The organism is Flaviflexus sp. (assembly GCF_052087705.1).
In the GTDB taxonomy this organism is placed as follows: Bacteria; Actinomycetota; Actinomycetes; order Actinomycetales; family Actinomycetaceae; genus Flaviflexus; species Flaviflexus ciconiae.
In genome coordinates this window covers 202,659-229,641 of sequence record NZ_JBQCYC010000002.1, presented here as the reverse complement: position 1 = coordinate 229,641, position 26,983 = coordinate 202,659, and the positions used below count along the sequence as shown (strand labels likewise).

Here is a 26,983-nt window from a genome sequence, read left to right as displayed (position 1 = left end):
TCGACACAATACGCAGGTGGTACTGCCCGTGACCAGACTTAATCACGGTCAATCTTGATCGCGTCGTTCTGGCAGGATGGTGCCGTGCCCTCCCCAACAGATCGTCGCGTCCTGTCTCTCCTGGAATCCCATCCGCAGTACCGGGAGGATGATGTTTTTGCACTCAGCACGAAGCTCCGAGGCGATGGCTTTGAACCAGACGTAGTCTCTGAAGCTTTAACACAGGCGAGACTGCGTCAGAAGGCCGAATCAAAGTTCGGCGAACGCGCTCACACGATGCTGTTCACCTCCGACGGCTTGGAGCAGGCCAGCAGGCCGGATGCTGCCAAGTATCATGCAGAACAATTCCTTAGTGCGGGCGTGCAATCGATCCGCGAAGTCGGATGTGGGATTGGGGCAGACACCCTCGCTTTCGCGCAGGCGGGACTCACCGTTAATGCTCGCGAACTCGAGGAAGACCGAGCCCAAATTGCACGATATAACCTTGTAGCTTTCCCAACCGCTTCAGTGGAGCTAGCCGATGGTCTTCTCGATGTTACGGAGGATGCTCTCTGGGCGGATCCGGCACGGCGGGGCCCTAAGGGTCGTATCAACAATCCGGAGGAATGGGGGCCGCCACTATCGAGAGTTCTTGAGGCTGCACGCCGCACCCGTATCGCCGGCATCAAAGTAGCCCCGGGGATTGACTACGGTCAGTTACCGAATGACGCGACGGTCGAATGGCTGTCATCGGGCGGAGACCTAATCGAGGCCATCATCTGGCTCGGACTTGGTCAGCCCAGCCGGCGTGCCGTGCTCCTCGGGGAAGCCGAGCTAATAATCGAAGGCGATCCAACTACCCCAGCTGAAATGGTGGAACCGCAGGAGCTCGGCACGTACATTTACGAGCCCGACCCCGCCGTTATCAGGGCCGGTGGTATCGCTCAGTTCTGCACAGAATTCAACCTTGCTCCCGTTGCCCCGGGTATCGCCTATCTAACCGGGAATTCTCGGATCGATTCCCCGTTCCTCACCGCATTCGAGGTCATCGACGTCCTTCCCCTTCAGGAGAAGAAGCTGGCACGGGAGCTCTCCAACCGACATATCGGCACGGTTGAGATCAAAAAGCGGGGTCTCGAGATCTCTCCAGAGACACTGCGGAAGCGGTTGAAACTCAAGGGCACAGAGTCGGCAACGCTGATACTGACACCGCTCCTTCGTTCAAGAAATGCCCTACTGGTCAGCAGAATCCAACCCTAGGCAAAGATCTCTAAAGGCATCCGCAATGAACAGATGGCTCAAGCAAGGAGCACCAGCAGTACCATCAACACCTAGTCATTTTCCCATCGCCTTGGGCCCATTCAGCTCGCGTTGGGCCCGTTCAGCAAATCACCATAGGCCGCTTAATCAAATCCCCTGAGGTGGGTGCACCGAGATTCTCTCTGATTTGCGGTCAAGCCGAATAACGCTCAGTGCGGCGCTGACAGTTTCAGGCCCTAATGACGTCCATGGGCATCCCCGTATCCACCGTGATGCCGAGTCCCGAGGGTGAGACACCGGCACGGACGAGGGCGGATCCGAGAGCTGCGATCATGGCACCGTTGTCAGTGCAGTAGCGGATCGGGGGGATCCTCACCGTTACTCCCGCTTTCTGTGCGCGCTCGGTGATGAGCTCACGCAAGCGGGAATTAGCTGAGAAGCCGCCGCCGATAATGAGGGTGTCAGTTCCCTGGGTCTCGCAGGCAGCAATTGCCTTTGAGGAAAGAACGTCAGCTACGGATTCGGAGAAGCCTGCCGCAATATCGGTGACAGGCAGTTCCGTACCGGCTTCTTCGAGACCTTCGATGTAGCGGGCCACTGCGGTTTTGAGTCCGGAGAAAGAGAAGTCGTACTGGTGCTTTTCCTTGTGGCGGCCGCCAACAAGGCCACGCGGGAAGCGGATCGCGGTCCGATCACCCTCTTTGGAGAGACGGTCGATGTGGGGGCCACCCGGGTAGGGCAGGCCGAGGAGGCGGCCAACCTTGTCGAAGGCCTCCCCCGCGGCATCATCAAGCGTGGCACCAAGCTCTTCAACTTCGGTTGCGATGTTCCCGATCTTGAGGAGTGAGGAGTGTCCACCGGAGACGACGAGGCCAACGGAGTTCTCGGGGATCGGGCCGTTCACGAGCTCATCGACAGCAATGTGGCCGATGATGTGGTTGACGCCGTACAGCGGCTTATTTAACGCCAAGGCGAGTGCCTTGGCGGCAGACACACCGACGGTGAGTGAGCCAACGAGGCCCGGACCTGCGGTCACCGCGATGGCATCAACCTCGGACAGGTCCACATCGGCCTTCTCAAGGGTTGCGTCGAGGGTAGGCACGAAGGACTCAAGGTGTGCGCGGGAAGCAATCTCGGGGATGATGCCACCGTAGCGAGCATGCTCGTCCATCGACGACGCCGTCACGTCAGCAAGCAGGTCGTACCCTCTCACGAGGGCGATGCCGGTTTCGTCGCAGGAGGTCTCAATACCAAGAATCAGGGGTTCAGCCACGATGAATCATTCTAGTGCAAAGGAAAGCGGCGACCTAGGGGGCCGCCGCTTTCCTTGGCTGATCTAACAGTCCGGTCCGTCACTGTCCGTGAGGGAGTTAATTGTCGATGAGGTTACTTGGAGGCTCCGAGACGGAGGTCCTTGTTGAGCATCGAAATGAACTCGATCGGGATGTCCTTCGGGCAGGCCGACTGGCATTCACCAATGTTCGTGCATCCGCCGAAGCCCTCATCGTCATGCTGACGAACCATGTTGAGTGCGCGGGTGGCGCGCTCGGGCTGGCCCTGCGGGAGGAGTCCAAGGTGAACAACCTTCGCGGATGTGAAGAGCATGCCGGAGCCGTTCGGGCAGGCCGCTACGCAGGCGCCACAGCCGATGCAGGCGGCGGCCTCGAATGCGAGGTCGGCATCGACCTTCGGGACGGGCTGTGCGTGAGCATCCGGGGCGGCACCCGTGTTGACGGAAATGTATCCGCCAGCCTGGATGATGCGGTCGAAGGCCGACCGGTCGACGACAAGGTCCTTGAGGACTGGGAATCCGGTCGAACGCCAGGGTTCGATCGTGATCGTGTCGCCGTCCTTGAAGCTACGCATGTGCAGCTGGCAGGTCGTGGTCTTCTCGGGGCCGTGCGGGTCGCCGTTGATGACGAGGCCACATTGGCCGCAGATGCCTTCGCGACAGTCGGAGTCGAACGCAACGGGTTCCTTGCCCTCTGCGAACAGGTCCTCGTTGAGGACGTCCAGCATCTCCAAGAATGAGGAATGCTCGTCGGTCTCAACCTGACGGGATTCAAAATGGCCAGGATCGGTGGGGCCGTTCTGGCGCCAGTATTCGACTGTAATTCTCACTTGTAGCTCCGCTGCTTCATCTCGACGAATTCGTATACGAGGTCTTCCTTGTGGAGGATCGGCGCCTGGTTGTCGCCGCCCCATTCCCACGCTCCAACATAGGCGAACTCGTCGTCGTGACGAAGAGCTTCGCCTTCCTCGGTGCGCGATTCCGCACGGAAGTGTCCACCACAGGATTCCCTACGGTGGAGGGCATCGATGCACATGAGCTCACCCAGCTCGAGGAAGTCGGCAACGCGGCCGGCCTTCTCGAGTGACTGGTTGAGGTCTGCTGCACTGCCGGGGACGTTCACGTTCTTCCAGAATTCCTCACGGAGCGCACGGATCTCACCGATCGCTTCCTTCAGGCCTTCCTCGGTCCTTTCCATGCCGCACTTCTCCCACATGATGTTGCCAAGTTCCTTGTGGAAGGAGTCGACGGACCGCTCACCGTTGATGCTCATGAGCGTGTCGGTACGGCTCTTCACGTCGGTCAGGGTCTCGGTCACCTCGGGGGCGCCGGACACATCTTCGAAGGGACCGTCGGCAAGGTAGTCGTTGATCGTGTTCGGTAGGACGAAGTAGCCGTCGGCCAGGCCCTGCATGAGAGCCGAAGCACCAAGACGGTTCGCGCCGTGATCGGAGAAGTTAGCTTCACCGGTGACGAACAGACCGGGAATCGTGGAATGGAGGTCGTAGTCAACCCAGAGGCCACCCATCGTGTAGTGAACGGCCGGGTAGATGCGCATCGGCACATCGTACGGGTTTTCACCGGTGATCTGCTTGTACATGTCGAAGAGGTTGCCGTACTTCTCGGATACACCATCCTTACCGAGACGTTCCATGGCATCGCTGAAGTCAAGGTAGACGCCGCGGCGTTCACCATCAACCTTCGGGCCCACGCCCCGTCCTTCATCGCACATATTCTTCGCCTGGCGGGAAGCAATGTCGCGGGGAACGAGGTTACCGAACGCCGGGTAGATGCGTTCCAGGTAGTAGTCGCGATCCTCTTCGGGGATCTGACGGGGATCCTTGTCGCAGTCTTCTGCCTTCTTCGGAACCCAAATACGTCCGTCGTTACGTAGCGACTCGGACATGAGAGTCAGCTTCGACTGGTGGGCACCGGCCTGCGGGATACAGGTGGGATGAATCTGCGTGTAGCAGGGGTTCGCAAAGTATGCGCCCTTGCGGTGTGCACGCCAGATTGCCGTGCCGTTACATCCCATGGCGTTGGTCGACAGGAAGAACACGTTGCCGTAGCCACCCGTGCCGAGAACAACGGCGTCAGCGAGGTGGGTCTGGAGTTCACCGGTCACCATGTCGCGAGCAACGATGCCGCGAGCCTTGCCGTCAACGACGATGAGCTCCACCATTTCGTGGCGAGCATAGTTCGTGACCGTGCCTGCCGCTACCTGGCGTTCGAGAGCCTGGTAGGCGCCAATGAGGAGCTGCTGGCCGGTCTGGCCACGTGCGTAGAACGTACGGGACACCTGGACGCCACCGAATGAACGGTTGTCGAGCAGGCCACCATATTCGCGAGCAAAGGGAACACCCTGGGCCACGCACTGGTCGATGATGGCTTCGGAGACTTCTGCGAGACGGTACACGTTCGATTCGCGTGCACGGTAGTCGCCGCCCTTGACCGTGTCGTAGAACAGGCGGAAGCTCGAGTCGTTGTCGTTGCGGTAGTTCTTCGCAGCGTTGATGCCGCCCTGGGCAGCAATGGAGTGTGCACGACGTGCCGAGTCCTGATAGAAGAAGGCGCTGACCTTGTAGCCCATCTCGCCAAGAGAGGCTGCGGCGGAGGCTCCGGCAAGGCCGGTGCCCACCATGATCACGTGCATCTTGCGGCGGTTCGTCGGGTTGACGAGCTTCGCATCAAACTTGCGCTTCTCCCACTTTTCTTCGAGCGGGCCAGCAGGCGCCTTGGTGTCCGCGATCGGTTCGCCCTCGCGGTAGAGGCCGTCAATAAGTTCCGTCATGTCACTGTTTCCAATCACGAGATAAGGCCGAACAGAATGGCCGTCGGAGGTGCCATGAAGCCAATGAAGATCACGGCTGCAATAAGGATCGCGATGCCGTTTAATACCGGCTCGCGGTACCGGTTGGACCAGCCGAGCGTCTGAAGGGCAGACCATGCGCCGTGGCGGATATGCATAGCCAGGGCGGCAATGGCAACGAGGTAGATTGCGTAGCCCCACCACACGTCGGGCTGGAATCCCGCGATCATACGATCGTATGGCGTCATTGCCGAGTAGTCGTCAGCACCGACGGAGATCGACAGGGTGGTGAACTGGAGGATGTGCCACACGATGAAGAGCAGAAGGATGATTCCGCCCCAACGCATCGTCCTCGATGAGTAGGTTTGGACGGTCTTCTTACCGCGCTTCACCTTGTATGCGTTCGGTCCTCGGGCAATCTTGCCACGCCTCCACAGCACAATCGCCGCGTGCGCGTGAAGAATCACCGAGACGAGGAGGAGAACGCGCAGGATCCACAGCACGCCCTCGTGAGGAACAATCGGATATCCAACGTCGCGCAGGAACTGCGCATATCCGTTGTACGCTTCCGGCCCATTGAACATTTTCAAGTTGCCGTACATGTGGAAAAGAACAAATATCACAAAGAAGAGGCCAGTGACCGCCATCTGGATCTTGAGACCCACAGACGTCGACAGCTTTCCTATCTTCTTTGGCACTGTCTGAGTTGAGGTTGCCATACATCACATCGTAGCCCCGGTCACCCGCGAAGATCGCGACATTAGGCCCATTTCGACATAAGGCGAGACAGGCAAGCACTCCGACCTAACACTCCAAGAGCGCCAAATCGCGACAAGCGTAACCAAAATGGAACTTTTGTGACATGTTTAAGTCAGACTTAGGTTTCCCTAACGTGACCAAGCTTTTACGAGATGTCGGGCTTGCCAAAATCCTTTCGCATAACGACCGCGTCCTCGTCCCGGTAGTATCCGCGCCTGCGCCCAACCTCGTAGAAGCCCAGCCCGTTGTACAGTGACCGTGCACCATTGTCCGATGCTCGCACCTCCAGGAAGCAGGCCTCCGCCCCATCGGCAAGCCGGAGGAGCTCGGTAATGATCTGTGACGCCAGGCCTTTCCGGCGGTGTTCGGGCCGCACAGAGATCGTCAGCAGCTCAGCCTCGATCCCGAGTCCGAGCATGCCGGCAGCGGCCAACCGGCCCCTGCCCGGGGGCGTGTCTCCAGCCCTGCCGGTTCCTTGACCATTTCGGGACGCGCCCCGATCAGCATTATCCATGCGGTCTAGCTTGCCGTGCCTACCATCGACCTGATTTTCGTGACGACCAACCTGGTCGTCACCACCATCAACCTGGTCGCGCCTGCGGTCATGATGGCCGTGCCTGCCGTCATCCACTGTCTGCCGGCCGTCCTGTTGGACGTGACTGTCGAGCAGGTCGCGCTCGTCAATTCCAACCGCAACGATCCGGTCGTAGACGAGTTGCTCCTCGATGATTCCCGGCGGCCATGCCTCAACACCAAAAATGTCGGCATCGAGTGCCGCGAAAGCCGCGGCATCCGCGCGGCCGAGAATCCTCATGCGCCGTGAATATCGGGACGGCGAAGGTACTTGGGTTCTGTTCCGAGGTCCAGTTCCTCGCCAGCATCCACTCGAGCTAGGCGGGCCTTCGCGAGCCTCTCCATGACGACGGGTTCAATAACCTGGTCGAGACCTCCGGGAAGTATGTCGGAGTACAGCTCGGCACCCGGTCCAACGAAGCGGGCACCGGGGTACTTGTCCGCGAGCGCCTGCGGGGAGAGAACCTCCGGCCCCCATGTCACAGTCACGTCGTCATTTCCCATCGGAGCGATCTCTGCCGCGTACACTTCCTTGCGCCGCGCGTCCCCCACCGCAATCACGGGGGCAGGATCGTGTAGAGCATCGGTTGCGTTGTCAGTCTGTGGCGTATCAGCATCACCGTGCACGTCTCTGCCAACGCCCGGGGCGTGATCGAGGGCGGCGCGGCCAATGATCTCGAGGGAACCAATGCCGACGATCGGGATGTTCCAGGAGCGCGCGAGAACGCGGGCCGTTACCAGGCCTGCTCGTAGGCCGGTGAAGGCGGCGGGGCCGGTTCCGGCCACGATAAGGTCGGGGGTTTCCCCTGCTTCGGTGACGATCTCATCGACGAGCGGGGCGAGGGTTTCGGCGTGGTGGCGGCTGTCCGGGCTCCTCCTGACGATTGTTTTCTCGCCCACGAGGGCAATGACGGACACGGTGGACGTATCAATCGTCAGCGTTGACACGGTTACCTCCTGGGCGGTAGATGCGGATGGGTCGCTTGTGGCTGGCTAGCTTCTCGAGCGGCTCGGGGGCGTTCGGGGACCTGCGGAGCCAGGTGATGGTAAGTGTGCTCGCGAGGAACACGGCAAGAATGATCCCGGCAATAATTGCTGGGCGGTTGTTTGTTGAGACGGCTTCATCCCGACCGTTCGCATCGTCCGTCATGAGCGACTTGCGTAGCTCGAGGAACGATTCAACGCTGGTGGAACCCGCGAGATGGTCGAGGGCTTCGGCACTGACCGGAATGATCGTGTCGCCACGGATCATGAAGTATGTACTGAACTGGGGTTCGACGATGAGGAGGTCGGCGCGTTCGCGAGTAAGTAGACGGGTGGCGAAGTAGGCGTCTGCGTGGACGGCTCCTTCTCCACCATCCTCTGTTATGTCGTAAAGGACAACGCCGACCGGGAGGGCTTCCGAGGTGACCGGTGCGGCAAAGTGCGTGGGTTCGGCCTGACTTCCCCGAGGATCGCTCGAGTCTTCTGAAATTTCTACCGCGGGAACGGGCTCTTCGATAACGAGTTCTTCCAGTTCCTCCTGTGTAAGGTCCGGGAATACGGTCCCGGCATAGGATCTGAGGGTTTCGGTCGCCTCGTTCTCGAACCACTCCTCTGCGGACTCCTCTGGAGACCGTTCTTCCGTGGCGGCACGTGCCACTCCCGGTAGGAGAACCAGTCCCAGGAGAACAAGCAGGGCGAGGACGGAACGCACTATTGCTCCAATGCCTCGAGAATAGCTTGCGAATGCTCTCCTGTTGCCGAGAGGACAAGGGTACGGGGAGAGTCAACGAAAAGATCCTCGGGGTCTTCATCCGCTGCCGCGCCGGTTTCCCGGTGAATCTCAATCTCAAGCCGGTCCTCGGACAGGCCGTCGGTTTTGCCCCGTCCCCATTCCACAACAGTCACGGACTCTTCGAGGGACGTGTCGAGGTCAAGGGCATCAACGTCGTCAAGGGATTCGAGCCGGTAGGCATCGACGTGAACCAAGTCTGGTTCGCCGCGGTGGACGTGGGAGATGACAAAGGTGGGTGAGGTGACGCGGCCGCGGACACCGAGGCCCTCGGCGAGTCCCTGCACGAAGGTGGTTTTGCCTGCACCGAGGGGGCCGGACAGCATGATGAGGTCCCCCGCCCCGACATGGGTGGCGATTTTTGCGCCAATGGCCCTCATGTCATCTGCGCTACGCGCGATCAGCTCCATGGTTCCCTCCTGCCGGTGTCCTGTGTCAGTGCCCTACTTTACCCCGATATGTGCGGGGAACATGACGGCCAAGTCTTGTCGTAATCTCGTATCCGATCGTGCCAGCCGCGCTAGCCCATTCGTCGGCAGTTGGACCGCCATGACCGTAGAACACGACCTCCGCCCCGGCCTCAACACCTTCTGGCAGGGCGATGACCACCTGATCCATGCAAACCCTGCCAACAACGCGAGTGCGTATGCCTCCGACTCGCACGGGACCGCGGCCCGATGCGGAGCGGGGAATCCCATCGGCGTAGCCGAGGGGAACAGTGCCGAGCCTCATAGCTTCCTCGGTCACTTCCGTGTGCCCGTAGGACACCCCGGTGTCCGCCGGAACCTCACGGACGGCATTCACCTTGGAGGTGAGTGTCATGACGGGAAGCAGGCCAAGTTCCTCTGCCGTGGCAACGGCAGGATCGGGGCTCAGCCCGTACAGGCCAATACCGGGGCGCACCATATCCAAGTGAGTATCCGGGTGCCAGAGGGTCCCCGCCGTATTGGCAAGGTGACGAAGAACAGGCTTCACCCCGACATTCTCAAGCAGACTGGATGCCTCGTTGAAGCGGTTGAGCTGACGGGAGGTCTCCGAGGAATCTGGTTCATCGGCTCGCGCCAGGTGCGACCAGAGCCCGATGATCTCCACTAGGCCCGCGGCCTCCGCACGGAGAATGTCCTCGGCCGTTTGCTCGAGGTCAGCCTTGCTGAAACCACCCCGGGACATCCCGGTATCTATTTCGATGTGGAAGCGTGCGGGAACGCCGGTGGCCTTTGCTGCCTCGACTGCTTCCTCCAATGCCCACCGGGCGCCGATGGAGATATCGAGGTTCGAAAGAATCGCGGCCGCCAGGCTTGCACCTGTGCCGTAGATCCAGGTGAGGATCGGAGTATCCGGAACTGTTCTTCTCAGCTCGAGGGCTTCGGATAATTGGGCCACACCCAGGTAGTCCACCCCCTCATCCGCGAGCGCAGCACCGACCTCGTGGAGGCCGTGTCCGTAGCCGTTGGCTTTGACGATCGCGGCAATCTTCGCGTCTGTTTTGTTTCGCAGGAGCCGATAGTTGGCACGCAGGGCACCGAGGTCAACGTCGGCCCTGCCAATGAAGTCAGTCATGGAGGGCGGCGGCAATAGCTGCGGGGATACCGTCGACAATATCCATGGCACGGATCGGTCCATCAGAATGAGCCGCTTCGGCGTGGATCCAAGAGGCCGCCGCAGCAATCAGTGCGGGCTTGCCGTAGCCGCGCCCGCTCCGGGCAAGGTCCTCGCCTGCGGAAGCGAGGAGGGCACCCAGCAGACCCGCGTACACGTCACCTGCTCCGGCAACTGCTCGCCAGTGGGAACGTGCCGGCTGGCTATAGACGGGGCCGTCAGGGCCAGCAATGACGTCGGAAGCTCCCTTCAGAACGATTGTTGCGCCTGTGATGGTGGCAGCCAGGCGCACCGCCCTGATGGGTGCCGCTTCGACATCCTGGCGGGTGATGCCCTCACCGCGGGCCGAGAGTAGCTCGGCAAGCTCACCGGCGTGCGGGGTGAGGACAACGGTGGAGGGCAGATCCGTGTATTCCGTCTTCACGAGCTCGAGTGCCCCAGCGTCAAGAACAACGGGATATTTTTCTTCGAGTGCCCGGTCGAGCGGTGCCTGGAGGCGTTCCGTTTCCGTGGCGGGGACCCCGGAGCCGAGGACAACGGCCTGGGCTCGACCAAGGCCGGTCACGACCTCCGGGTACCTGCGGAGCACAAGCCCGGCCACTTCCGGGGAGTCGAGGCGGACCATGCCGGGGCCGGCACCGAGCGCTCCCCCAACGGTCAGCACGGCGGCACCCGGGAAGGAGTCCGATCCGGTTCCGAGCAGGACGACACCGCGGGTGTACTTGTGGTCGGTTGGTCCCGGCACACGAAGAAGATCTGCCACATCGGATCCCGAGAGCGTCGCGACAGCGGGCTCCCCGGTGAACCAGAGCCCAATATCGGCAACCTCAACGCGTCCGCACACCCGGGAGGCCGGGGGTGCAATCAGCCCTGGCTTTGGGGCTCCCATGGTGACCGTGACGGTTGCGGTCAGCACCGGGCCGACAAGCGCACCATCGTCAACACCAATACCGGTGGGGCAGTCGACGGCAATCACGATTGGTTCATCGGGTGCCGCGATGCGTTCCTCTTCGAGCAGTGTGACGAGCGATGAGAGGGGTTCGGTGAGCGGCGGGCGTACTCCGATGCCTGCGAGCCCATCGATCCAGAGGCCGGCACGGCGGGCTGCCTTAAGGATTCCGTCCTTGCCGCTGTCCACTAGTGCGCAGCCGCTTTCCTTGGCGGTTGCCAAGGCTTCGGCGTGAACGGAGTCGGAGGCACGGACAATCTCAACGGAGGCACCCCGTGCCGCAAGGTACGCACCGGCGTACAGCGCATCTGCTCCGTTGTTGCCTCCTCCGGCGAGGACAAGGACCTGGGATCCCGTGACGAGATGGCCGCGGGAGCGGAGCTCCCGCACGGCCGCCGTTGCCACGGCGAACGAGGCCCGCTCCATGAGGGGCACTCCCTGTTCAAGGAGGGGCTTCTCCGCCTCGCGGACTTCCGATGATCGATAGGCTCTCAGCATTTACTTACTCCACGGTAACTGACTTGGCGAGGTTCCTTGGCTTGTCCACGTCCAGTCCCTTCTCCCCCGCGAGCGCACACGCGAAGATCTGAAGGGGAACGACGGACACAAGGGGGTGAAGAAGAGTGGGGGTCTCGGGGATGCGCAGGACGTGATCAGCGAACTCCGCAACGGCATCATCGCCCTCTTCTGCGATGCAGAGGACGCGGGCACCGCGTGCCTTCACTTCCTGGACATTCGAGAGGACTTTGGCGTGCAGGAGGGGCCTGCGCGGGGTTGGGACGATGAAGAAGACCGGCTGTCCCTCTTCGACAAGGGCGATCGGGCCGTGCTTCAGCTCGCCGGCCGCGAAGCCTTCGGCATGAATGTAGGCGAGCTCCTTAAGCTTGAGAGCGCCTTCCAGTGCGACGGGATATCCGACGTGCCTACCAAGGAACAGGACGGACGTCACGTCCTTCATGCTGCGAGCCAGTTCCTTCACTTCGTCCTCGCGCGCGATCACATCGGCGATCTTGTCGGGCATGGCCATGAGCTCCTCGAGGTAGGTGAGGACCTCGTCGGAGTACTTGTTGCCGCGTAGCTGTGCGAGGTAGAGGCCGAGCAGGTAGGTTGCGGTGATCTGCGCGACGAATGCCTTCGTCGAAGCCACGGCAACTTCCGGACCAGCATGCGTGTAGAGAACAGCATCCGATTCACGGGCAATGGTCGAGCCGTGCGCGTTGACGATCGCAAGAACCTTGGCACCCTGGTCGCGGGCGTGTCGCACCGCCATGAGCGTATCCATCGTTTCACCCGACTGGGTGATGGCAACGACAAGGGTCTTCTCAGAAACAACGGGGTCGCGGTAACGGAACTCGTGGGCAAGTTCGACCTCGACAGGGATCCGGCACCAGTGCTCGATCGCGTACTTGGCCACGTGCCCGGCATAGGCAGCCGTGCCGCAGGCAACGACAATGATCTTGTCGATCCGCTTGAGGATCGATTCTTCGATACGAAGCTCATCGAGCATGAGGGAACCGGTTTCGCTCATGCGGCCAAGCAAAGTGTCCCGAACGGCGGTGGGCTGATCATGGATTTCTTTCTCCATGAATGTGTCAAAGCCACCCTTAACCGCAGCGTCGGCGTTCCAGTCAACCGTGAACTCTTCTCGTTCAACCGTCTCAGCCTCGAAGGTCTGGATCTCGACGGTAGTGGCCGTAATCGTGACGATCTCGTCCTGGCCCATTTCAATCGCACGTTTCGTTTGACCAACGAACGCGGCGACGTCGGAGCCGACGAAGTTCTCCCCATCACCGAGGCCGACAACAAGCGGGGAGTTGCGGCGCGCCGCGACAACGCGGTCCGGTTCGCTTCCCGCGAGCGCAACGATCGTAAATGAGCCTTCCAGCTCGCCCACGGTTTCGCGGAGCGCTTCGGTGAGGTCCCCGGTTTCTTTGAGGCGGAGCGCCAAGTGGTGGGCAACAACCTCGGTATCGGTCTGCGTCACCCGGGTAATTCCTTGTTCTTCGAGCTGTCGAGCAAGGTCAAAGAAGTTCTCGATGATGCCGTTGTGGACGACGGTGACAGCGCCGTCGAAGGACAGGTGGGGGTGGGCATTCTCGTCGGTTGGGCCACCGTGGGTTGCCCACCGGGTGTGTCCGATTGAGTTGCGGGACGCTGGGAGGGGATTTGCCTCCAGGTCATCCAGGAGGTTCTGGAGCTTTCCAGCTTTCTTTGCTTGGGTGATCATTCCGGGCCCCACGGCGACTCCGGCCGAGTCGTACCCGCGATATTCGAGCCTTGACAGCCCTTCAAGGACAACATCGACGGCCCTGGTAGAGGTTTCACCGCCTACGTATCCGACAATTCCACACATTTTCGAGCTCCTCGCTGATGATTATCGTTCGGGATGACAAACTATAGGTCATGACCTCAACCACGGCCGCCAACTCGCTGGATCCTTTCCTTCATCTTACTCGTGAACATTGGGAATCCTTGGCGACAAGCACACCACTTCCGCTATCTCCCGAGGAAGTGTCAAGTTTGTCATCCCTCGGTGACCCGATCGACCTTGCAGAAGTGGATGCCGTTTATCGGCCGCTTTCCGCCCTTATCCAGCTTCATGTGGCCTCGGCCTTGCGCCGGCACATTCGCACCACCGAGTTCCTCAAAATCTCCGAAACCCACACGCCATTCGTCATCGCAATAGCCGGTTCCGTGGCGGTCGGTAAGTCTTCCGTTGCCAGGCTCCTCCAGCGGCTCCTGCAACGCTGGTCATCGACACCCCGGGTCGAACTTGTCACAACTGACGGTTTCCTTTTCCCAAACGAGGTTTTGGAAGAGGAAGGCATCATGCACCGAAAGGGCTTCCCAGAGTCGTACGACCGCCGTTCCTTCATGGGCTTTATGAGAGCCGTTAAGGCCGGTCACCTACCGATTGACGTCCCGAACTATGATCACGTCACCTACGACATCGTGCCTGGCCACACGCAACGCGTCGAAGACTGCGACATCCTTATCGTCGAGGGCCTCAACGTGCTCCAGCCACCGAAGCTTGGCTCCTCCGGCCAGCTCACAGCAGTATCGGACTATTTCGATCTGTCGATCTACGTCGATGCGGACGTGAAAGCTATCGAAGACTGGTATATCAAGCGGTTCATCAAGCTCCAGCAGACCGCCTTCGCGAACCCGAAGTCATACTTCACGCGCTACGCAGACCTGTCGGAAGATCAGGCCCGCGGGATCGCGGGCGGCATTTGGAGAAGCGTGAACGCGCCGAACCTCATCGACAACATCGAGCCCACAAAGTCACGCGCCACCGTGATCCTCCGCAAGGGCGCCGACCACCGGATGGAATCCGTCTACCTCCGTAAGAGCTAGCGGGGCCGGCCCCAAGCCTCAGCCAGGCCAACCCACACGACATCTTCATACCGGCCGGGATCTTTCTTACCGGACATCTTCACACCGCCCAGGCTCTTCACGCCCATGTGTATCCCACAGCATCGCATTGCCCACCGCCACGGTCTAGCGTTGGCCAACCCAATCTGACCTTGGGTACCCGGAAATAGACTCTGGACTTGTACACGCCCGACGGCGTTGCCCAGGATCGTTACAGGCACAGGGTTTACGATCTAGGTAGGAAGGAGAAGGTGTGAGTAGTTCGTTTCGGCCCGACCGGTGGATCCTCGCATGGGTCCTTCAAACAAGAAGCAGGATGACAGGTGCTTCATCATTTCCGTTACCCTCGCGTCCCGTCGAGGAACGCCAGGTAACGATCCCCACCCGCTACGGCGAGATGAGCGGCCTCATCTATCGTTCGCCCGACGCGATCGCGGCACTACACTCCCGCTCGACCCCGCCCCTTCATATTCAGCTACACGGCGGCGGCCTCATTGGCAGAGCCATCCGGGAAGACGAACACGTCAGCCGCTTCCTGGCTTCAGAAACCGGAGCCATTATCCTCGCCCCGCACTTTCATGCGGCCCCTCAAGTTTCCTTCCCAGTGGCCGAGCACCAGTGTTTCGATGCCCTGAAGTGGGCGCTTTCGGCAGGCAGCATGGGGTGGAACCCGGACCGCATAACCGTCGGCGGTGGTGGCACCGGAGCAAAACTTGCTATCAACACCGCTCAGCTGGCTTCCGAAGGGAGAATTCGCCTGTCCGGGCTGATCGCCACCACACCTGTCACCGACGTTTCACTACCCACCCCCGGCGCGGGCGCTGGCTCGGTTCCACCGATGTCCCGCGGCAAGAACGCTGGTCAGCCAGACTCATCCACCGGGAGCTCACCATCCGCCGCAGGGTCCACAGCATCCGCCCAATCCACCGAAGCCCCACCATCCGCTCAAATGTCCGGCTTTGAGCCAGCGGCCGAAGACGGAGTCAAGGGGAAAATGCTGGAATGGCGGGAAAAGAAAGACGACCTCTTCGAGAGGCTGTTCGACTTCGCCGCGGAAAGCTACGTCCCCGACGAAGATCGGATGGATCCGCTAGCCAGCCCCGCCTTCGACCTGTCTCTCGTCACGAAGCTTCCCCGCACTCTTATTCAAGTTGGCGCGGAGGATCCCATTGCCGACCAGGGGAGGGCCCTTGCCAGCCGCCTCGCCAAGGCCCGCAAACCCCACACTCTCACCGAGTATCCTGCCGGGCATGTCTTCACCGTCCACGGCAAAGAGAACATCATGGAAGCGGCAATCGTCGAGCAGGTCCGGTTCATTCAGTCGCTCTGAAGCTCAAGCTCCAGCACTGCCCGTTACCCTGTTGACAGGTCCTGCCCTCTTACGGGCCCGGCCTGCCCAGTACCGGGCCCGTCCCCTCCTGTCAGGCATCCAGCCAATTCTCGAGGCTGTCAATCAGGGTGTGGCAGGTAGCAGGAGCCTCATTGGGGCCTGCTTCTAGAAAGGACTCGAGCTCAGTGCGAGCATGATCTGGCAGGCTTTCAAGATCGGTCATGCGGTCAAGTAAGCGCTTCTCCCCCGGGTGTGTTTGCGGGTTGACGGCAAACACAATGTCGAACCACGAGGCAACGATCGCAGCCGTTCGATGATTGATCGAAACGGTATCGTTCCGATTGCTTGCGAGGACCAGCTGTTCTTCAAGGCTGAACATGGTGCCACGCAGAAGCACCCGGTTGCGATTGACGATCGCGTCGGCAAGCTCACCGGGATAGGGCATGGCAGCGAGGCGCGCCAGCTCATCAACCAGCCCCGAATGATCGTCCTTCCGCCCCACTTCGTGCCATGTTCTTATCGTGTGCCAAAAAGCCGTCGTGTAACCGTTCGCGGCTTGATGATCGACAACAACACGGCGCAAGTTGTTGAGCGTATCGTTCAGGTTCCAGAACATGACGTCATAGGTTCCGGTCGAGTCCGCCCAAGCATCGCCATCACCAAAGTGCCCGGGAGCAATGCTGGCCCTGGAGGGGTTCCGACGGGCAACGAAGTCGTTACGCCACTCGAGTTCAACCGGCCCGGTGGTGAGGACATAGATGTCGGTGTCGGAATTCTTGTCGCTTCGTCCCTCGGCAGCCGAGCCACCGAGATAGATCGCGGCAACACTTGGGTGCTCCAGGTAATCTTCCATGGGCCCAGGGTACTTCCATGACACCCTGGCTATGCCCTAATTCCTTACCTGTCGCAGCCGAAGAACGAGGCAGATGTGTTGAGGGTGAGGAGCAACGGTTTGAAAGTTCGTTGAATCAAACGAGCATCGCCCAAGCATCCGAGGAGTACCGAAGGCACATGGGAGCGCACAGTTAGGACAGTGCATTGTGCGCCCCACATAGTTTTACGAGTCCGACATAGCTTTGCGAACTGGACAGAACTTCGGGGCAGAAGGAGATTCCTTCTGCCCCGGGAAAGTTAGGGGGTGGTCTACCTTGACCGCGTGTTCAAGGTGAACGACCAAGTGTTGCGAAGCGGCAATAGGGCAACGGTGGTAATGCACCGGATGGTCGATACTAGGCTGCTGCGCTCCAGGCAATGGCGATGGCGATCACGGTGATCACCGAAGCGAGGAGAACCACGACCGGCATGGGAATTGAGGTTCTCAGCTGCGGGCGGTCGAGGTGGTTGGCGTAGGCCGCCTGAAGCGGGGTCACCCTGTTCGGCACGAAGGCCTGACGCTGCGGCTGTGCCTGCGGACGGTTCTGGACTTGGGGGCGGTGCTGAACGGGTGCACCATATCCGACCGGCTGGTTCCTACGACCGACGGGTGCGTACCTGTTCGGTGCCTGGAAGCGGGCTGCCGGGGCGTAGTTCGGGGTGGTGAAGTGGGCGGGGCGGTTCTGGATTGCGGTCATGATGTTTACCTCCTGAGACGAAGATAGAACATCTGAAAACCGCAGGAAACCGCCGTTACAGGTGACTGGTCCCCGGGGAGTCCGCCCCACCTTCAATGTGGTCATGTGCCCACTCCTGTGCGGCCCTTTCAGCCTCGACATATCGGGCCGGGAAGAACTTCTTCTGCAAGACCGTAATGAGGTGCGAAATGAGGTATCCGAGGATCACTCCACTGACGATCCCCAGGGCCATGGACAGTAGTGGGTGACCCTCCAGAACGTGAGCCGCCCCAACGCCTACCGCCACCGAGTAAGCGGCCCAGAGCATTGCCGAAATCGAGTCCACGATAGAGAACGTGGAGCGCCGGTAGCCGGTTGCCCCGGCCCCCATGTTGACCGCGATTCGCCCGATCGGAACGAACCGCGCCGCCATAATAAACACCGGCCCGTGAGTGAGGAGAAAGCTCCCGGCCTTGGCGTAAGCGCGGGCACCTGTCCCCCGGTTGAGGAACGGAATTTTTTTGACAGGTATCCTCGCCCCGATCGAATACGCCACCTGGTCACCGAGGAACGCACCGATCGACGCGACCGCCCACAGGAGCACGACATTCGGTCCGTCGGACGTGACCGTGAGTGCCGCGAGTGCGATAACGATCGACTCGGATGGGAGGGGCGGGAAGAACCCGTCAAGGATGCAGAGAACGAGTACAGCTACGAGAGCCCAGGGGGATCCGCCGGCTGCGATCACCCAGTCCTGGATCGCGTAGAAATAGTCCACGTGCGGTTAGAGAGCGAGGCGCTCGGCGACAACTCCGGCAAGGTCCTGCGCGATGCGGTCGGCTTCTTCCTGCGTTGCAGCTTCCACCATGACGCGTACCAGCGGCTCTGTGCCCGAGGGGCGCAGGAGCACCCGGCCGGTCCGGCCCAGGCCCTCTTCCGCCTTCGCGACGGCTGCGAGGAGCACCTCGTCGCTGTTCGTCCGGGTCTTGTCGACACCGGGGACGTTCACGAGGGCCTGGGGAAGGCGGTGAATGAAGGAGGCAAGGTCGCGGAGAGTCTTGCCGTTCTTCGCGACCTGTTCGGCAAGCAGAAGTGCCGTCAGGACACCGTCACCGGTCGTTGCATACTCGGCTGCGATAACGTGGCCGGACTGTTCACCGCCCAGGGCGTAGCCGGATTCCTTCATTGCTTCGAGAACGTAGCGGTCGCCAACCTTCGTGGAGACGGTCTTGATACCCCGCTCCTCCATGGCAAGTAGCAGGCCAAGGTTCGACATAACGGTAATGACGAGGGTGTCGTCAACGAGCTTGCCGTCGTCTTTCATGCCGGTGGCAAGAACGCCGAGGATCTGATCCCCATCGACCATTTCGCCCGTGTGGTCCACGGCGAGGCACCTGTCAGCATCACCATCAAATGCCACACCGAAGTCTGCCTCGGAGGCGACAACGAGGGCCTGGAGCTGTTCCGGGTGGGTGGACCCGCAGGCGTCGTTGATGTTCTTACCGTCGGGAGAGGCGTTGATAACGACAACGTCGGCTCCGGCCCTGCGGAGAGCCTCCGGGCCGAGTTCGCTGGCCGCACCGTTAGCGCAGTCAACCGCGATCCGGAGCCCGGACAGGTCCGCGGTGATCGCGGTCGACAGGTGATCGAGGTATTCGCGGGTAGCGACTTCGTAGTCACCACTGATCCTGCCGACGCCTTCGCCGACGGGACGCTCCCATTCCTCATCGAGCATCGATTCGATGAGTTCCTCGGTGGCATCCGCGAGCTTGTACCCGCTGTGGGCAAAGAACTTAATTCCGTTGTCCGGCATCGCGTTATGCGAAGCGGAAATCATGACCCCGAGATCGTAGTCGAGGTTCGCTGTCAGATAGGCGATTGCCGGGGTGGAAACGACGTCGACATGCGTGACATCTACACCGGCCGAGGCGAGCCCCGCAGCAACGGCCTGGGCGAGCATGGCGCCCGACTGGCGGGTGTCGCGCCCAATGATCGCGGTCGGCCGAGCGTCCGAGTCCCGTTCCTTCACGAGGACCCTTGCTGCTGTTTCACCGAGCTTGAGAGCAAGATCCGCGGTAACAAACCTGTTCGCAAGTCCGCGTACGCCGTCTGTCCCAAATAGTCGACCCACGATATTCCCTTCGAGCGGTAATGTGACTGTCCCTAATGTACCGTACCGATCCGGCTTAGCCCGTGACTGTTTCAGATCATTTGCTACAAGTGCGCGCTGTTGCATCCTTTGATCGGCTAGTTCGCCACCACCGATCACACCGCACGCGAGGTACGAGACCGCTGAGGCGCGAGAGGATCGGCCTCCCCAAGGTCGTAAGCGCTTGGGCAAATCCATCAACAATACTGTCTCAAGCAAACCGAATAGCAATTCTTCCTTCAGTAAACCGGCCAAGGATCGTCAGCCATTCATTCGTGAATGCGTGCTTCGATCGGGCCCGCGGTCCAACTGGGCTTTGCGCCGAGGGAACGATTTCGCAAATAAACAACTCACCCCCGCAATTGCGGGGGTGAGTAACAGTTCGTGAGGCTTAACGCTTCGAGAACTGCGAAGCCTTACGTGCCTTCTTGAGGCCTGCCTTCTTACGCTCGACCGCGCGAGCATCGCGGGTGAGGAAGCCAGCCTTCTTGAGGGCGGGGCGGTTGTGGTCGCGGTCAATGTTGTTGAGCGCGCGGGCGATGCCGTGACGCATTGCGCCGGCCTGGCCCGAGGAGCCGCCACCGTCGATGCGGGCGATCACGTCGAAGCGGCCCTCGATGTCGAGGAGCGCGAACGGCGAGCTAACCAGCTGCTGGTGAAGCTTGTTCGGGAAGTAATCCTCAAGGGTGCGACCGTTGATCTTCCACTCGCCCGTTCCCGGGACGAGACGGACGCGTGCAACGGCCTCCTTGCGGCGGCCAAGTGCCTGGCCGGGGGCGGTCAGGGACTGTCCCTGGCCGGTCTCGGGAGCATCGCTGCTCACTGTGTACGAGCTCGGGGCGTCCTCGAGCTCAACGTCTGCTGCGGTGTTTTCTGCCACAGTTCTCCTTTAAAAGTTCCTGGTCCGTACCGGGCTCTACTGAGCCACCTGGGTGAGCTCAAAAACCTCGGGGTTCTGGGCCTGGTGCGGGTGCTCTGCACCTGCGTAGACCTTGAGCTTCTTGATCTGCTGGGCTGCGAGACGGTTGTGCGGGAGCATTCCCTTGACAGCCTTCTCAACTGCACGCTCGGGGAACTTCGTGAGAAGCTCCTCGTAAGACATGGCGCGCAGGCCACCCGGGTAACCCGAGTGATGGTAAGCGAACTTCTGCTGAAGCTTGTTGCCGGTCAGGCGGACCTTCTCGGCGTTAATAATGATGACGTGGTCACCAAGATCAGCATTGGGAGCAAAGTTCGGCTTGTGCTTCCCACGGAGCAGGGTGGCAACCTGAGCTGCCAGACGGCCGAGCACAACGTCGGTGGCGTCAATGACATACCACTTGGATTCAACGTCGCCGGGCTTAGGTGTGTACGTACGCACGGGCTATGCCTTCGTTTCTATACGGCGAAGAGGTAGATCGCATGGCTAATCGATCGGACTTCACCTGGGTCAATGAATAAATCTCGTTGTTGTTTTCAACATCCGGCGAGTGGGAACGCGCAGATGGATAACACAACTTTCATAACTGTAATCGCCCTAGACAACAGGGTCAATTGCTTGGGCAGTCGATGTGAGTGGGTTCTCACGCACTCTTCTCGCCTTATTTGCCTGCTCAGCAAGCATATCATCGGCCGGATAATCCACTCGTTCCAACATGAGCCCGCGGGCGGGCGCAATGATGACGCCGCGATCGCGGGATTGCTCGGCTAGCCGCTCCGCCGGCCACGTGGATTCCTTCTTTCCTCGGCCCACTTCGATCAGGGCGCCGACGATGGAACGCACCATGGAGTGACAGAACGCGTCCGCTTCCAGGTCCACAACTAACAGCCCAGCATCCGGGCCAATAGCGGGCCGATGCACCTCGATCTTTCTCAGCGTCCGAATCGTGGTTGCGCCCTCCCGCGGCTTGCAGAACGACAGAAAGTCGTGTTCGCCAAGAAGCCGCAGTGCTGCCTCCGCCATCACCCCATCATCGAGCTGGGCGGTCCGGGTCGCGATGTGTGATGTGAAAACCCCGGGAACAACCCGATCATCAATCCGATAGCGGTAGGCGCGGCCGACGGCGGAGAACCTCGCATCAAAGTCAGTACTCACCTCGGCCGCTCCGGCAATAACAATGTCGCCGATGGCTCCGGAGCCGTTGATGGACTTAGCGCCGCTCTCCCGGGCGAGCACTCCCCCAAGCCTTGTCAGCAACGCCTGGGACGGGTGCCGGTCGGATCTTCCCGGCAGGGCATTCCACGCAGCTTCGTCGACATCGAAGTGGGCCGTTTGCCGGGCGGCGTGCACACCGGCGTCGGTCCGTCCCGCGACGGTGAGCTTCACGTCGTGACGGAGAACGGTCTTCAGCGCCGCTGCGAGAACCCCTTCGACGGTTCGCAACCCGGGCTGAAGGGCCCACCCGTGGAATCGTGTCCCGTCGTATGAAAGGTCGAGTCGGATGCGCATCATAGCTCCAGTTTCGCACACGACGGGCTGAACGATGTGACGGGGTGCTAGCGTCATATCCATGGAAAGCAATTCTCACGAGGGCCCGCTCACGCTCGGAGTGGACTGCGGCGGAGGCGGCATCAAAGCCACCGTTCTCGACGCCGGTTCCTTTCAGATCGCTCCCGCACTCCGGGAGCCCGTTCCCTATCCCCTGCCTCCCAAGAAACTGATCTCCCTGGTCGAGGGCATGGCGAAGAAGCTTCCTCAGGCTGACCGGATCACGATGGGTATGCCCGGCATGATCCGGCACGGCGTCGTCATCCACACCCCGCACTACATTTGCCGGTCCGGCCCCCGCACGAAGACCGTTCCCGAACTGATCGACATGTGGAAAGAGTTCGACATGCAGGGGGCACTGACAGAGAAGTTCGGCATCCCCTCCCTTGTCCTCAACGATGCGGAGGTCGCAGCCTCCGGCATTGTTACAGGACAGGGGCTGGAGTTCTTCATGACCCTCGGCACGGGCCTGGGAACCGCCCTGGTTGATAACGGGATCCTTGCCCCGCACCTCGAGATGTCTCACGCCCCGATGCGCTGGGGCCTCACCTTCGATGATGTGCTGGGCGAACACGAGCGCCGCAGGCTGGGCGATTCCGCCTGGTCGCGTCGCGTCCTGCGCGCCGTCGAGCTTCTGTTCCCCGTGTTCCGCTGGGACACCCTCTACATTGGCGGCGGTAACTCCTCCCGCATCGTCCCCACGGTCCGCGCGAAACTCCCGGAAGCCAACTTCGTCTCCAACGCGGCAGGCATGTCCTCCGGTGTTCGGGCATGGAGCCTGTCGGGGCGCTGACAAGGCCCGTGCCGAAGGCTCCCTTAACCGAGCCTTCGGCACCATCCGAGCATTCGGCTCTGTCCGAAGGTTGCTGAGAACTTGGGAAACCGTCGGTTACGATCCTGCTGTTCCGTCCTGACGATAGGAGTTCCCTCGATAGGCTGGGCTTATGCGAAGAACACTGGGAGCTCTGACTATTGCACTTCTCCTCGTGAGTGCCTCTGCATGCTCGAAAGACGGCGATTCACCCGACTCAGACACGACGATCACGGACGAGTCGCGCGATCCTGCGATCGTGGCGGCTGAGTCACTCGAGCGACAGGGTTGGAAGCTTCCGCAATACGGTTCCACCGGTGCGCTTAACACCACGGTAGAAATGGAGAAGCGAGACGGCGAGGGAGCTGGCGGACGCTCTATCGTTCAAACCCGAGAAACCATGCGCGAGCCCGAGGAGAACTCAGCGCGGAACATCTCGTCTTTCGAGGTAGATCCCACGGTCTCCAGGGTGACCGATGTAGGCACCCGCGAGTTCGGTGCAAAGACCGGTTACGGAGTGCAGTACCGCAACGAGACAACCCTGCGGATGACCCAGAGATGGCACGTCCACGATGGGGAAAACCTGCTCACCATCACGGTCGACTACCAGGCAGAGGAGATCCCCGACGAGGCACTCGCAGCCCTCGACGAAGTCGCGTTCTAAATCGTCAGAACCGCTGCGGGTTGAAATTCCCAAACTCATCCCCGTTCACAACGTCCCAAAGAAGTACACCTAGTCCAGTCGGTTCAGTCCCGGCGTGTCGATGCCGTCACCGTTCCAGTCACCAACAAAGACCCTGTCGGACGCTAGTCCGAACGAAACGGACCTGGAGGTCACCGCGTCCGAACGGGAGTTGTTGAGAAGGATGCTGGTGCCGCGGCGGAGCGAGACGGTGTCGTAGCCATCGCCGTCCCAGTCGCCAACGAGTGCTTCGTCGGAGGCGTAGCCGTAGTCAAAGAACCTGTTGGCATTGCCGCCGATGAGGACATCGTTGATGAAATAGGTTGCATCCCGACGGACGCTGATCGTATCTTCGCCGTTGCCGTTCCAGTCACCGATGAGGACCTCATCTGCTTGACGGCCGTACATGAACTCGTGGTCAGCATTGCCACCGCGAAGCGAATCGTTGAGGAAGAACGTCTTACCACGGCGCACACCGAGAGTGTCACGACCATCGCCATCCCAGTCGCCGACGAGCACCTCGTCGCCTTCGCGGCCGTACATGAACTCGTGGTCGGCAATGCCACCACGAAGCGAATCGTTGAGGAAGAACGTCTTACCACGGCGCACACCGAGAGTGTCACGACCATCGCCATTCCAGTCACCGACGTAAACCTCGTCGCCAGCGCGTCCGTAAACGAACGAATTGTTGATTGCCAGGCTGGACCAGCTGTCGGTCAGGTAGAAGGAGTTCTTCTTGGCAGGCTCCTGGACCAGATTGCCAGTCACCGTGACCCGCGCGGTGTAGTCCTGCCCCGTCGCGGTCGTCGCCGTGACGGTCGCGCTGCCGTTACCAACGGCCGTGTAGGAGCCATCATCGTTGATCTTCAGGACATTCGAGTTCGACGACGAGTAGTCGGCTTCAACCTCGACGGGAATCGCGGGAAGCCAGTACATCGAACGAGCTGTTCCCGTCACCTCGGCGGTTCCGGTTTCGCCGGCGGTCAGCGAGGAGTCAACGTCAAGGTCACCATCCACGTTCGACATGTTGGAGGAGCTCACGGCCGTTTCAAACGTGTAGTTACCGTCAAGCTGGGTTCCCCTCGTATCGGATGACCGCGAGGTGGACATCCAGCCCACCGTCACGTTGCCTACGCGAGCGAAACCGAATGACTTATATGACGGGTTGATGAGGTTGTAGAGGTGGCCAGTGGCGTTGTTGAACGCACCGTTGTACCTAATGAGGTCGTCCCTCTCCCCCGTGTGTTTCGTCAAGTTGATGTGTGCCGAAAGAGCGCTAAGAAGTAGGCCACTTCAGCTGTGTTCTAGGCCGTTTGAGCGCCGCGTCTTTCTTGTTATTTCATGAGCGCATTTTTCACTCGGTAGGACTCTCCTCGGAATTGGAGGAGGCGGCCGTGATGGACGAGGCGATCAATGACCGCGGCAGCCATATTGTCATCCCCGAAAACGGTGCCCCACCTGGAGAACTCCAGGTTGGTGGTGATGACCAGGCTACGTCTCTCATACCCATCGGTGATGACCTGGAACAACAGCCGGGCCCCTTCAGTGTCGATGGGGAGGTAGCCGAGCTCGTCAATGACGATCAACTCGTTCTTCGCGATCGAGGCGAGTTCCTTATCAAGCCGGTCCTCTTCTTTAGCTCGCCGTAGAGCCATGACCAGGGCTGAGGTGGTGAAGAACCGGGCAGGGATACCGCGGTTACAGGCAGCGGCGACAAGAGCGCTTGCCATATGTGTTTTCCCTGTCCCAACATCTCCGTACAGGACCAGGTCCTGAGCGTGAGTGATGAACTCAAGCGACTCCAGAGGTTCTCTGCCGTAGTCAGTGGGAAACCGGACCGCGTTGTAATCAAACCCCGACAAAGATTTCAAGGCCGGTAGGCGTGCGGCTTTCAAGAGTCGCCGGCGCCGAGACTCCAGCCGTGATTCATGTTCAGCAACCAGGATCTCATGCAGATACTCACGCTGCTTGGGTGTGCCTTTGACAGCCCACTCCTCAAGGACACTCCCCGTGAGGGAGGTGCGCCTGCCGGCGTCTATGACGTCTTGGACACTGATCTGACTCATGCCACCACCTCCACACTGTCGTCAGCAGTGCTGGTGGTGAGGGTGTCGTAGATGGTGAGGTCCACGTTCACAGCTGCTGGTTCAGTGTTATCAGCGAGCCTGCGTGCGAGCATGCCGACCATGGCAATATCGGGACTATCACCGCGGGTGATCAGCATGGTGGCAGCACGGATCGCTGTCTCGAAGGTCGTCGGCCCACTTGCTGCGTCCACGGCGGTGAACAGGCGGCGCCGATCGGTGGCCCCGGCTTGGTCAAGCCAGTCCCGTACCGGATCAGAGACCAGGGGCCGCAGCAGGGATTGGGACCAGGCGCCAGGCTTAGCAACCAGCAAAGGGACAAGGCTGGCGGGGTCGAAGATCGTCTCTGGTTGGCTGCCGAAGGCGCGGGGAAAGACTCGGACTGGGGCGGTGTGCTCGTCGAGGATCTCGATCACGTCATGACGTATCCCCACGGTGAGGGTCCGTCCGTAGAAAGAGGGTCCTGCGGCGTAGGTGTTGCCATCAATGTGGAGATTGCCGGTCTTGTCAGCTTTACGGGATTCGTAGCGGACCGGGTCAAAGCCGACCCCGGGCAACTCCAGTGACGCGGCTACATCTTGGACGAAGAGCTCACCGAGTGGCAGTCCTTTGCGGTAATGCACAGCCGTAGCGAGACTGTCGCAGCGGGTCAGGAGCTGCGCGTTGAGCTCGGCTAGAGAGCCGGCCTCAGGTAGGGGGACCATGAGGTTACGGCGTAGGAAGCCGACAGCGTTTTCCACGCTGCCTTTCTCGTGTCCGGAATAGGGGTTGCAGTACCTGGACTGGGAACGGTAGTGGACTTTGAACGCACTAAACAGTTTCGATTCCACAACCGTGGTGCCGACCCTGCGCCCGATCCCGGTGGCATTATCAAAGATCATCAGCCTGGGTACTCTGCCCACGTGTTCGAAGACGGTGCGCAGTCCGTGGCAGACACATTCGGCGGTTTCACCGCGAAAGGCTTGCACGTATCTCATGTTGGAAAACGGGAAGGTGATCACCAGCATGTGCAGCACCTGCCCGATCCCGGCGATGATCGCTTCGGCTTGACCGAAATCAACTTGTACAACCCCGGCCTGCCACGCCAGCTCGGTGAAGCCTGCGCCAGGTTCACGGTTCGATGCTTTCCAGGCCTTCACAAATCGTTGGACCGAGGAGTATGCGCCGGTGTAGCCGTGTTCGTCTATGAGACGGTCCATGACCCGCTTCGCGGTGTGGCGCTGCTTGACCGGTTGCCCCTGATCCTCGACTAGCCACTGTTCAATAACGTGAGTTAGCCCATTGAGTACTGAGGCTCCCGGGCGCGGTGCCGGTAATGGTGGGACGGGTGAGAAATCGGTTTGGCTGATGTATTTCGTGACTGTGGCTCGGCTCAGGCCGAGCTGTCGGGCGATTTCTCGTCCAGAGACTCCGTTGGAGTCAAGACTTCTGATAGTTTCTTGTAACGACATGGGTACCGTCATCTGCTTTCCAGCCCTTCTGGTGCTCACGCTTTCTACGGGGTAGCACCACAAGGAACCTATCTGCCGGTGGCGGGCCCAT

The 26,983-nt window shown here is 60.5% G+C and carries 26 protein-coding genes; 5 read left to right on the top strand and 21 right to left on the bottom strand.

Annotation, left to right across the window (positions count from 1 at the left end; translation table 11 throughout):
• The first annotated feature begins 84 nt into the window (after positions 1–84).
• Positions 85–1,239 (top strand): THUMP-like domain-containing protein, encoded by a 1,155-nt coding sequence (locus tag ACTHUY_RS02365; RefSeq protein WP_441677512.1) that lies wholly within the window; start codon positions 85–87, stop codon positions 1,237–1,239.
• A gap of 229 nt (positions 1,240–1,468) precedes the next feature.
• Here the strand turns inward: ACTHUY_RS02365 and tsaD are convergent, their stop codons facing one another.
• The 11 genes from tsaD to glmS all read right to left on the bottom strand — a co-directional run bounded on the left by tsaD (position 1,469) and on the right by glmS (position 13,346).
• Entirely contained in the window at positions 1,469–2,512 is a 1,044-nt protein-coding gene (tsaD, locus tag ACTHUY_RS02360) for a tRNA (adenosine(37)-N6)-threonylcarbamoyltransferase complex transferase subunit TsaD (protein WP_441655652.1), read from the bottom strand.
• A gap of 113 nt (positions 2,513–2,625) precedes the next feature.
• Positions 2,626–3,360: a succinate dehydrogenase/fumarate reductase iron-sulfur subunit gene (locus ACTHUY_RS02355; protein WP_164719667.1), complete on the bottom strand. Its 735-nt coding sequence runs from the start codon at positions 3,358–3,360 to the stop codon at positions 2,626–2,628.
• Positions 3,357–5,321 carry a fumarate reductase/succinate dehydrogenase flavoprotein subunit gene (locus ACTHUY_RS02350; protein ID WP_441655651.1) on the bottom strand — a complete coding sequence of 655 codons (1,965 nt, stop codon included), beginning with the start codon at positions 5,319–5,321 and terminating at the stop codon, positions 3,357–3,359. Before ACTHUY_RS02350 ends, ACTHUY_RS02355 begins: the two co-directional genes overlap by 4 nt.
• 14 nt (positions 5,322–5,335) lie before the next feature.
• The gene (locus ACTHUY_RS02345; protein WP_441655650.1) at positions 5,336–6,058 is read right to left on the bottom strand and encodes a succinate dehydrogenase cytochrome b subunit; all 723 of its coding nucleotides are present in this window, start codon (positions 6,056–6,058) and stop codon (positions 5,336–5,338) included.
• 185 nt (positions 6,059–6,243) lie between these two features.
• Positions 6,244–6,912: a GNAT family N-acetyltransferase gene (locus ACTHUY_RS02340; protein ID WP_441676026.1), complete on the bottom strand. Its 669-nt coding sequence runs from the start codon at positions 6,910–6,912 to the stop codon at positions 6,244–6,246.
• A complete protein-coding gene (gene tsaB / locus ACTHUY_RS02335) occupies positions 6,909–7,619 on the bottom strand; it encodes a tRNA (adenosine(37)-N6)-threonylcarbamoyltransferase complex dimerization subunit type 1 TsaB (RefSeq protein ID WP_441676027.1) in 711 nt (236 codons plus the stop codon). The genes ACTHUY_RS02340 and tsaB overlap by 4 nt, the downstream gene beginning before the upstream one ends.
• A complete protein-coding gene (locus ACTHUY_RS02330) occupies positions 7,600–8,367 on the bottom strand; it encodes a hypothetical protein (RefSeq protein ID WP_441655647.1) in 768 nt (255 codons plus the stop codon). Before ACTHUY_RS02330 ends, tsaB begins: the two co-directional genes overlap by 20 nt.
• Positions 8,367–8,855, bottom strand: coding sequence for a tRNA (adenosine(37)-N6)-threonylcarbamoyltransferase complex ATPase subunit type 1 TsaE (gene tsaE / locus ACTHUY_RS02325; RefSeq protein ID WP_441677510.1), 489 nt, complete (start codon positions 8,853–8,855; stop codon positions 8,367–8,369). The genes ACTHUY_RS02330 and tsaE overlap by 1 nt, the downstream gene beginning before the upstream one ends.
• A 25-nt stretch (positions 8,856–8,880) precedes the next feature.
• Positions 8,881–10,005, bottom strand: a complete 1,125-nt coding sequence (gene alr / locus ACTHUY_RS02320; protein WP_441677508.1) for an alanine racemase — start codon at positions 10,003–10,005, stop codon at positions 8,881–8,883.
• Positions 9,998–11,491, bottom strand: coding sequence for an NAD(P)H-hydrate epimerase (locus ACTHUY_RS02315; protein ID WP_441677506.1), 1,494 nt, complete (start codon positions 11,489–11,491; stop codon positions 9,998–10,000). Before ACTHUY_RS02315 ends, alr begins: the two co-directional genes overlap by 8 nt.
• Before the next feature lie 4 nt (positions 11,492–11,495).
• A complete protein-coding gene (gene glmS, locus ACTHUY_RS02310) occupies positions 11,496–13,346 on the bottom strand; it encodes a glutamine--fructose-6-phosphate transaminase (isomerizing) (protein WP_441677504.1) in 1,851 nt (616 codons plus the stop codon).
• A 50-nt stretch (positions 13,347–13,396) separates the two neighbouring features.
• Here glmS and coaA point away from each other — a divergent pair, with 50 nt between their 5' ends.
• Positions 13,397–14,350 carry a type I pantothenate kinase gene (gene coaA, locus ACTHUY_RS02305; protein WP_441655642.1) on the top strand — a complete coding sequence of 318 codons (954 nt, stop codon included), beginning with the start codon at positions 13,397–13,399 and terminating at the stop codon, positions 14,348–14,350.
• 271 nt (positions 14,351–14,621) lie between these two features.
• Positions 14,622–15,698: an alpha/beta hydrolase fold domain-containing protein gene (locus ACTHUY_RS02300; protein ID WP_441677502.1), complete on the top strand. Its 1,077-nt coding sequence runs from the start codon at positions 14,622–14,624 to the stop codon at positions 15,696–15,698.
• Between the two features lie 91 nt (positions 15,699–15,789).
• On the opposite strand, the gene ACTHUY_RS02295 is transcribed toward ACTHUY_RS02300, so the two are convergent.
• The 7 genes from ACTHUY_RS02295 to truA form a co-directional block, all read right to left on the bottom strand.
• Positions 15,790–16,551: a nucleotidyltransferase domain-containing protein gene (locus ACTHUY_RS02295; protein ID WP_441676031.1), complete on the bottom strand. Its 762-nt coding sequence runs from the start codon at positions 16,549–16,551 to the stop codon at positions 15,790–15,792.
• A 376-nt stretch (positions 16,552–16,927) separates the two neighbouring features.
• Positions 16,928–17,269: a hypothetical protein gene (locus tag ACTHUY_RS02290; protein WP_441655036.1), complete on the bottom strand. Its 342-nt coding sequence runs from the start codon at positions 17,267–17,269 to the stop codon at positions 16,928–16,930.
• A gap of 55 nt (positions 17,270–17,324) precedes the next feature.
• A complete protein-coding gene (locus ACTHUY_RS02285; RefSeq protein WP_441655037.1) occupies positions 17,325–18,026 on the bottom strand; it encodes a DedA family protein in 702 nt (233 codons plus the stop codon).
• Positions 18,027–18,032: 6 nt separating this feature from the next.
• Positions 18,033–19,379, bottom strand: coding sequence for a phosphoglucosamine mutase (glmM, locus tag ACTHUY_RS02280; protein ID WP_441655038.1), 1,347 nt, complete (start codon positions 19,377–19,379; stop codon positions 18,033–18,035).
• A gap of 409 nt (positions 19,380–19,788) precedes the next feature.
• Positions 19,789–20,277: a 30S ribosomal protein S9 gene (gene rpsI / locus ACTHUY_RS02275; protein WP_126702918.1), complete on the bottom strand. Its 489-nt coding sequence runs from the start codon at positions 20,275–20,277 to the stop codon at positions 19,789–19,791.
• Between the two features lie 36 nt (positions 20,278–20,313).
• A complete protein-coding gene (gene rplM, locus ACTHUY_RS02270; RefSeq protein ID WP_126702917.1) occupies positions 20,314–20,757 on the bottom strand; it encodes a 50S ribosomal protein L13 in 444 nt (147 codons plus the stop codon).
• A gap of 156 nt (positions 20,758–20,913) precedes the next feature.
• Positions 20,914–21,828 (bottom strand): tRNA pseudouridine(38-40) synthase TruA, encoded by a 915-nt coding sequence (gene truA, locus ACTHUY_RS02265; protein ID WP_441655039.1) that lies wholly within the window; start codon positions 21,826–21,828, stop codon positions 20,914–20,916.
• Between the two features lie 58 nt (positions 21,829–21,886).
• Between truA and ACTHUY_RS02260 the strand changes: the two genes are divergently transcribed.
• Both ACTHUY_RS02260 and ACTHUY_RS02255 read left to right on the top strand, forming a co-directional pair.
• Positions 21,887–22,657, top strand: coding sequence for an ROK family protein (locus ACTHUY_RS02260; protein ID WP_441655040.1), 771 nt, complete (start codon positions 21,887–21,889; stop codon positions 22,655–22,657).
• Positions 22,658–22,808: 151 nt separating this feature from the next.
• Positions 22,809–23,339, top strand: a complete 531-nt coding sequence (locus ACTHUY_RS02255) for a hypothetical protein (RefSeq protein ID WP_441655041.1) — start codon at positions 22,809–22,811, stop codon at positions 23,337–23,339.
• Positions 23,340–23,408: 69 nt separating this feature from the next.
• Here the strand turns inward: ACTHUY_RS02255 and ACTHUY_RS02250 are convergent, their stop codons facing one another.
• From ACTHUY_RS02250 to istA, 3 genes are all read right to left on the bottom strand, one after another.
• Positions 23,409–24,611 carry a hypothetical protein gene (locus ACTHUY_RS02250; RefSeq protein WP_441677500.1) on the bottom strand — a complete coding sequence of 401 codons (1,203 nt, stop codon included), beginning with the start codon at positions 24,609–24,611 and terminating at the stop codon, positions 23,409–23,411.
• A gap of 80 nt (positions 24,612–24,691) precedes the next feature.
• Positions 24,692–25,423 (bottom strand): IS21-like element helper ATPase IstB, encoded by a 732-nt coding sequence (gene istB, locus ACTHUY_RS02245; protein WP_441677498.1) that lies wholly within the window; start codon positions 25,421–25,423, stop codon positions 24,692–24,694.
• Positions 25,420–26,892: an IS21 family transposase gene (gene istA / locus ACTHUY_RS02240; protein WP_441677496.1), complete on the bottom strand. Its 1,473-nt coding sequence runs from the start codon at positions 26,890–26,892 to the stop codon at positions 25,420–25,422. The genes istB and istA overlap by 4 nt, the downstream gene beginning before the upstream one ends.
• Between the last annotated feature and the right edge of the window lie 91 nt (positions 26,893–26,983).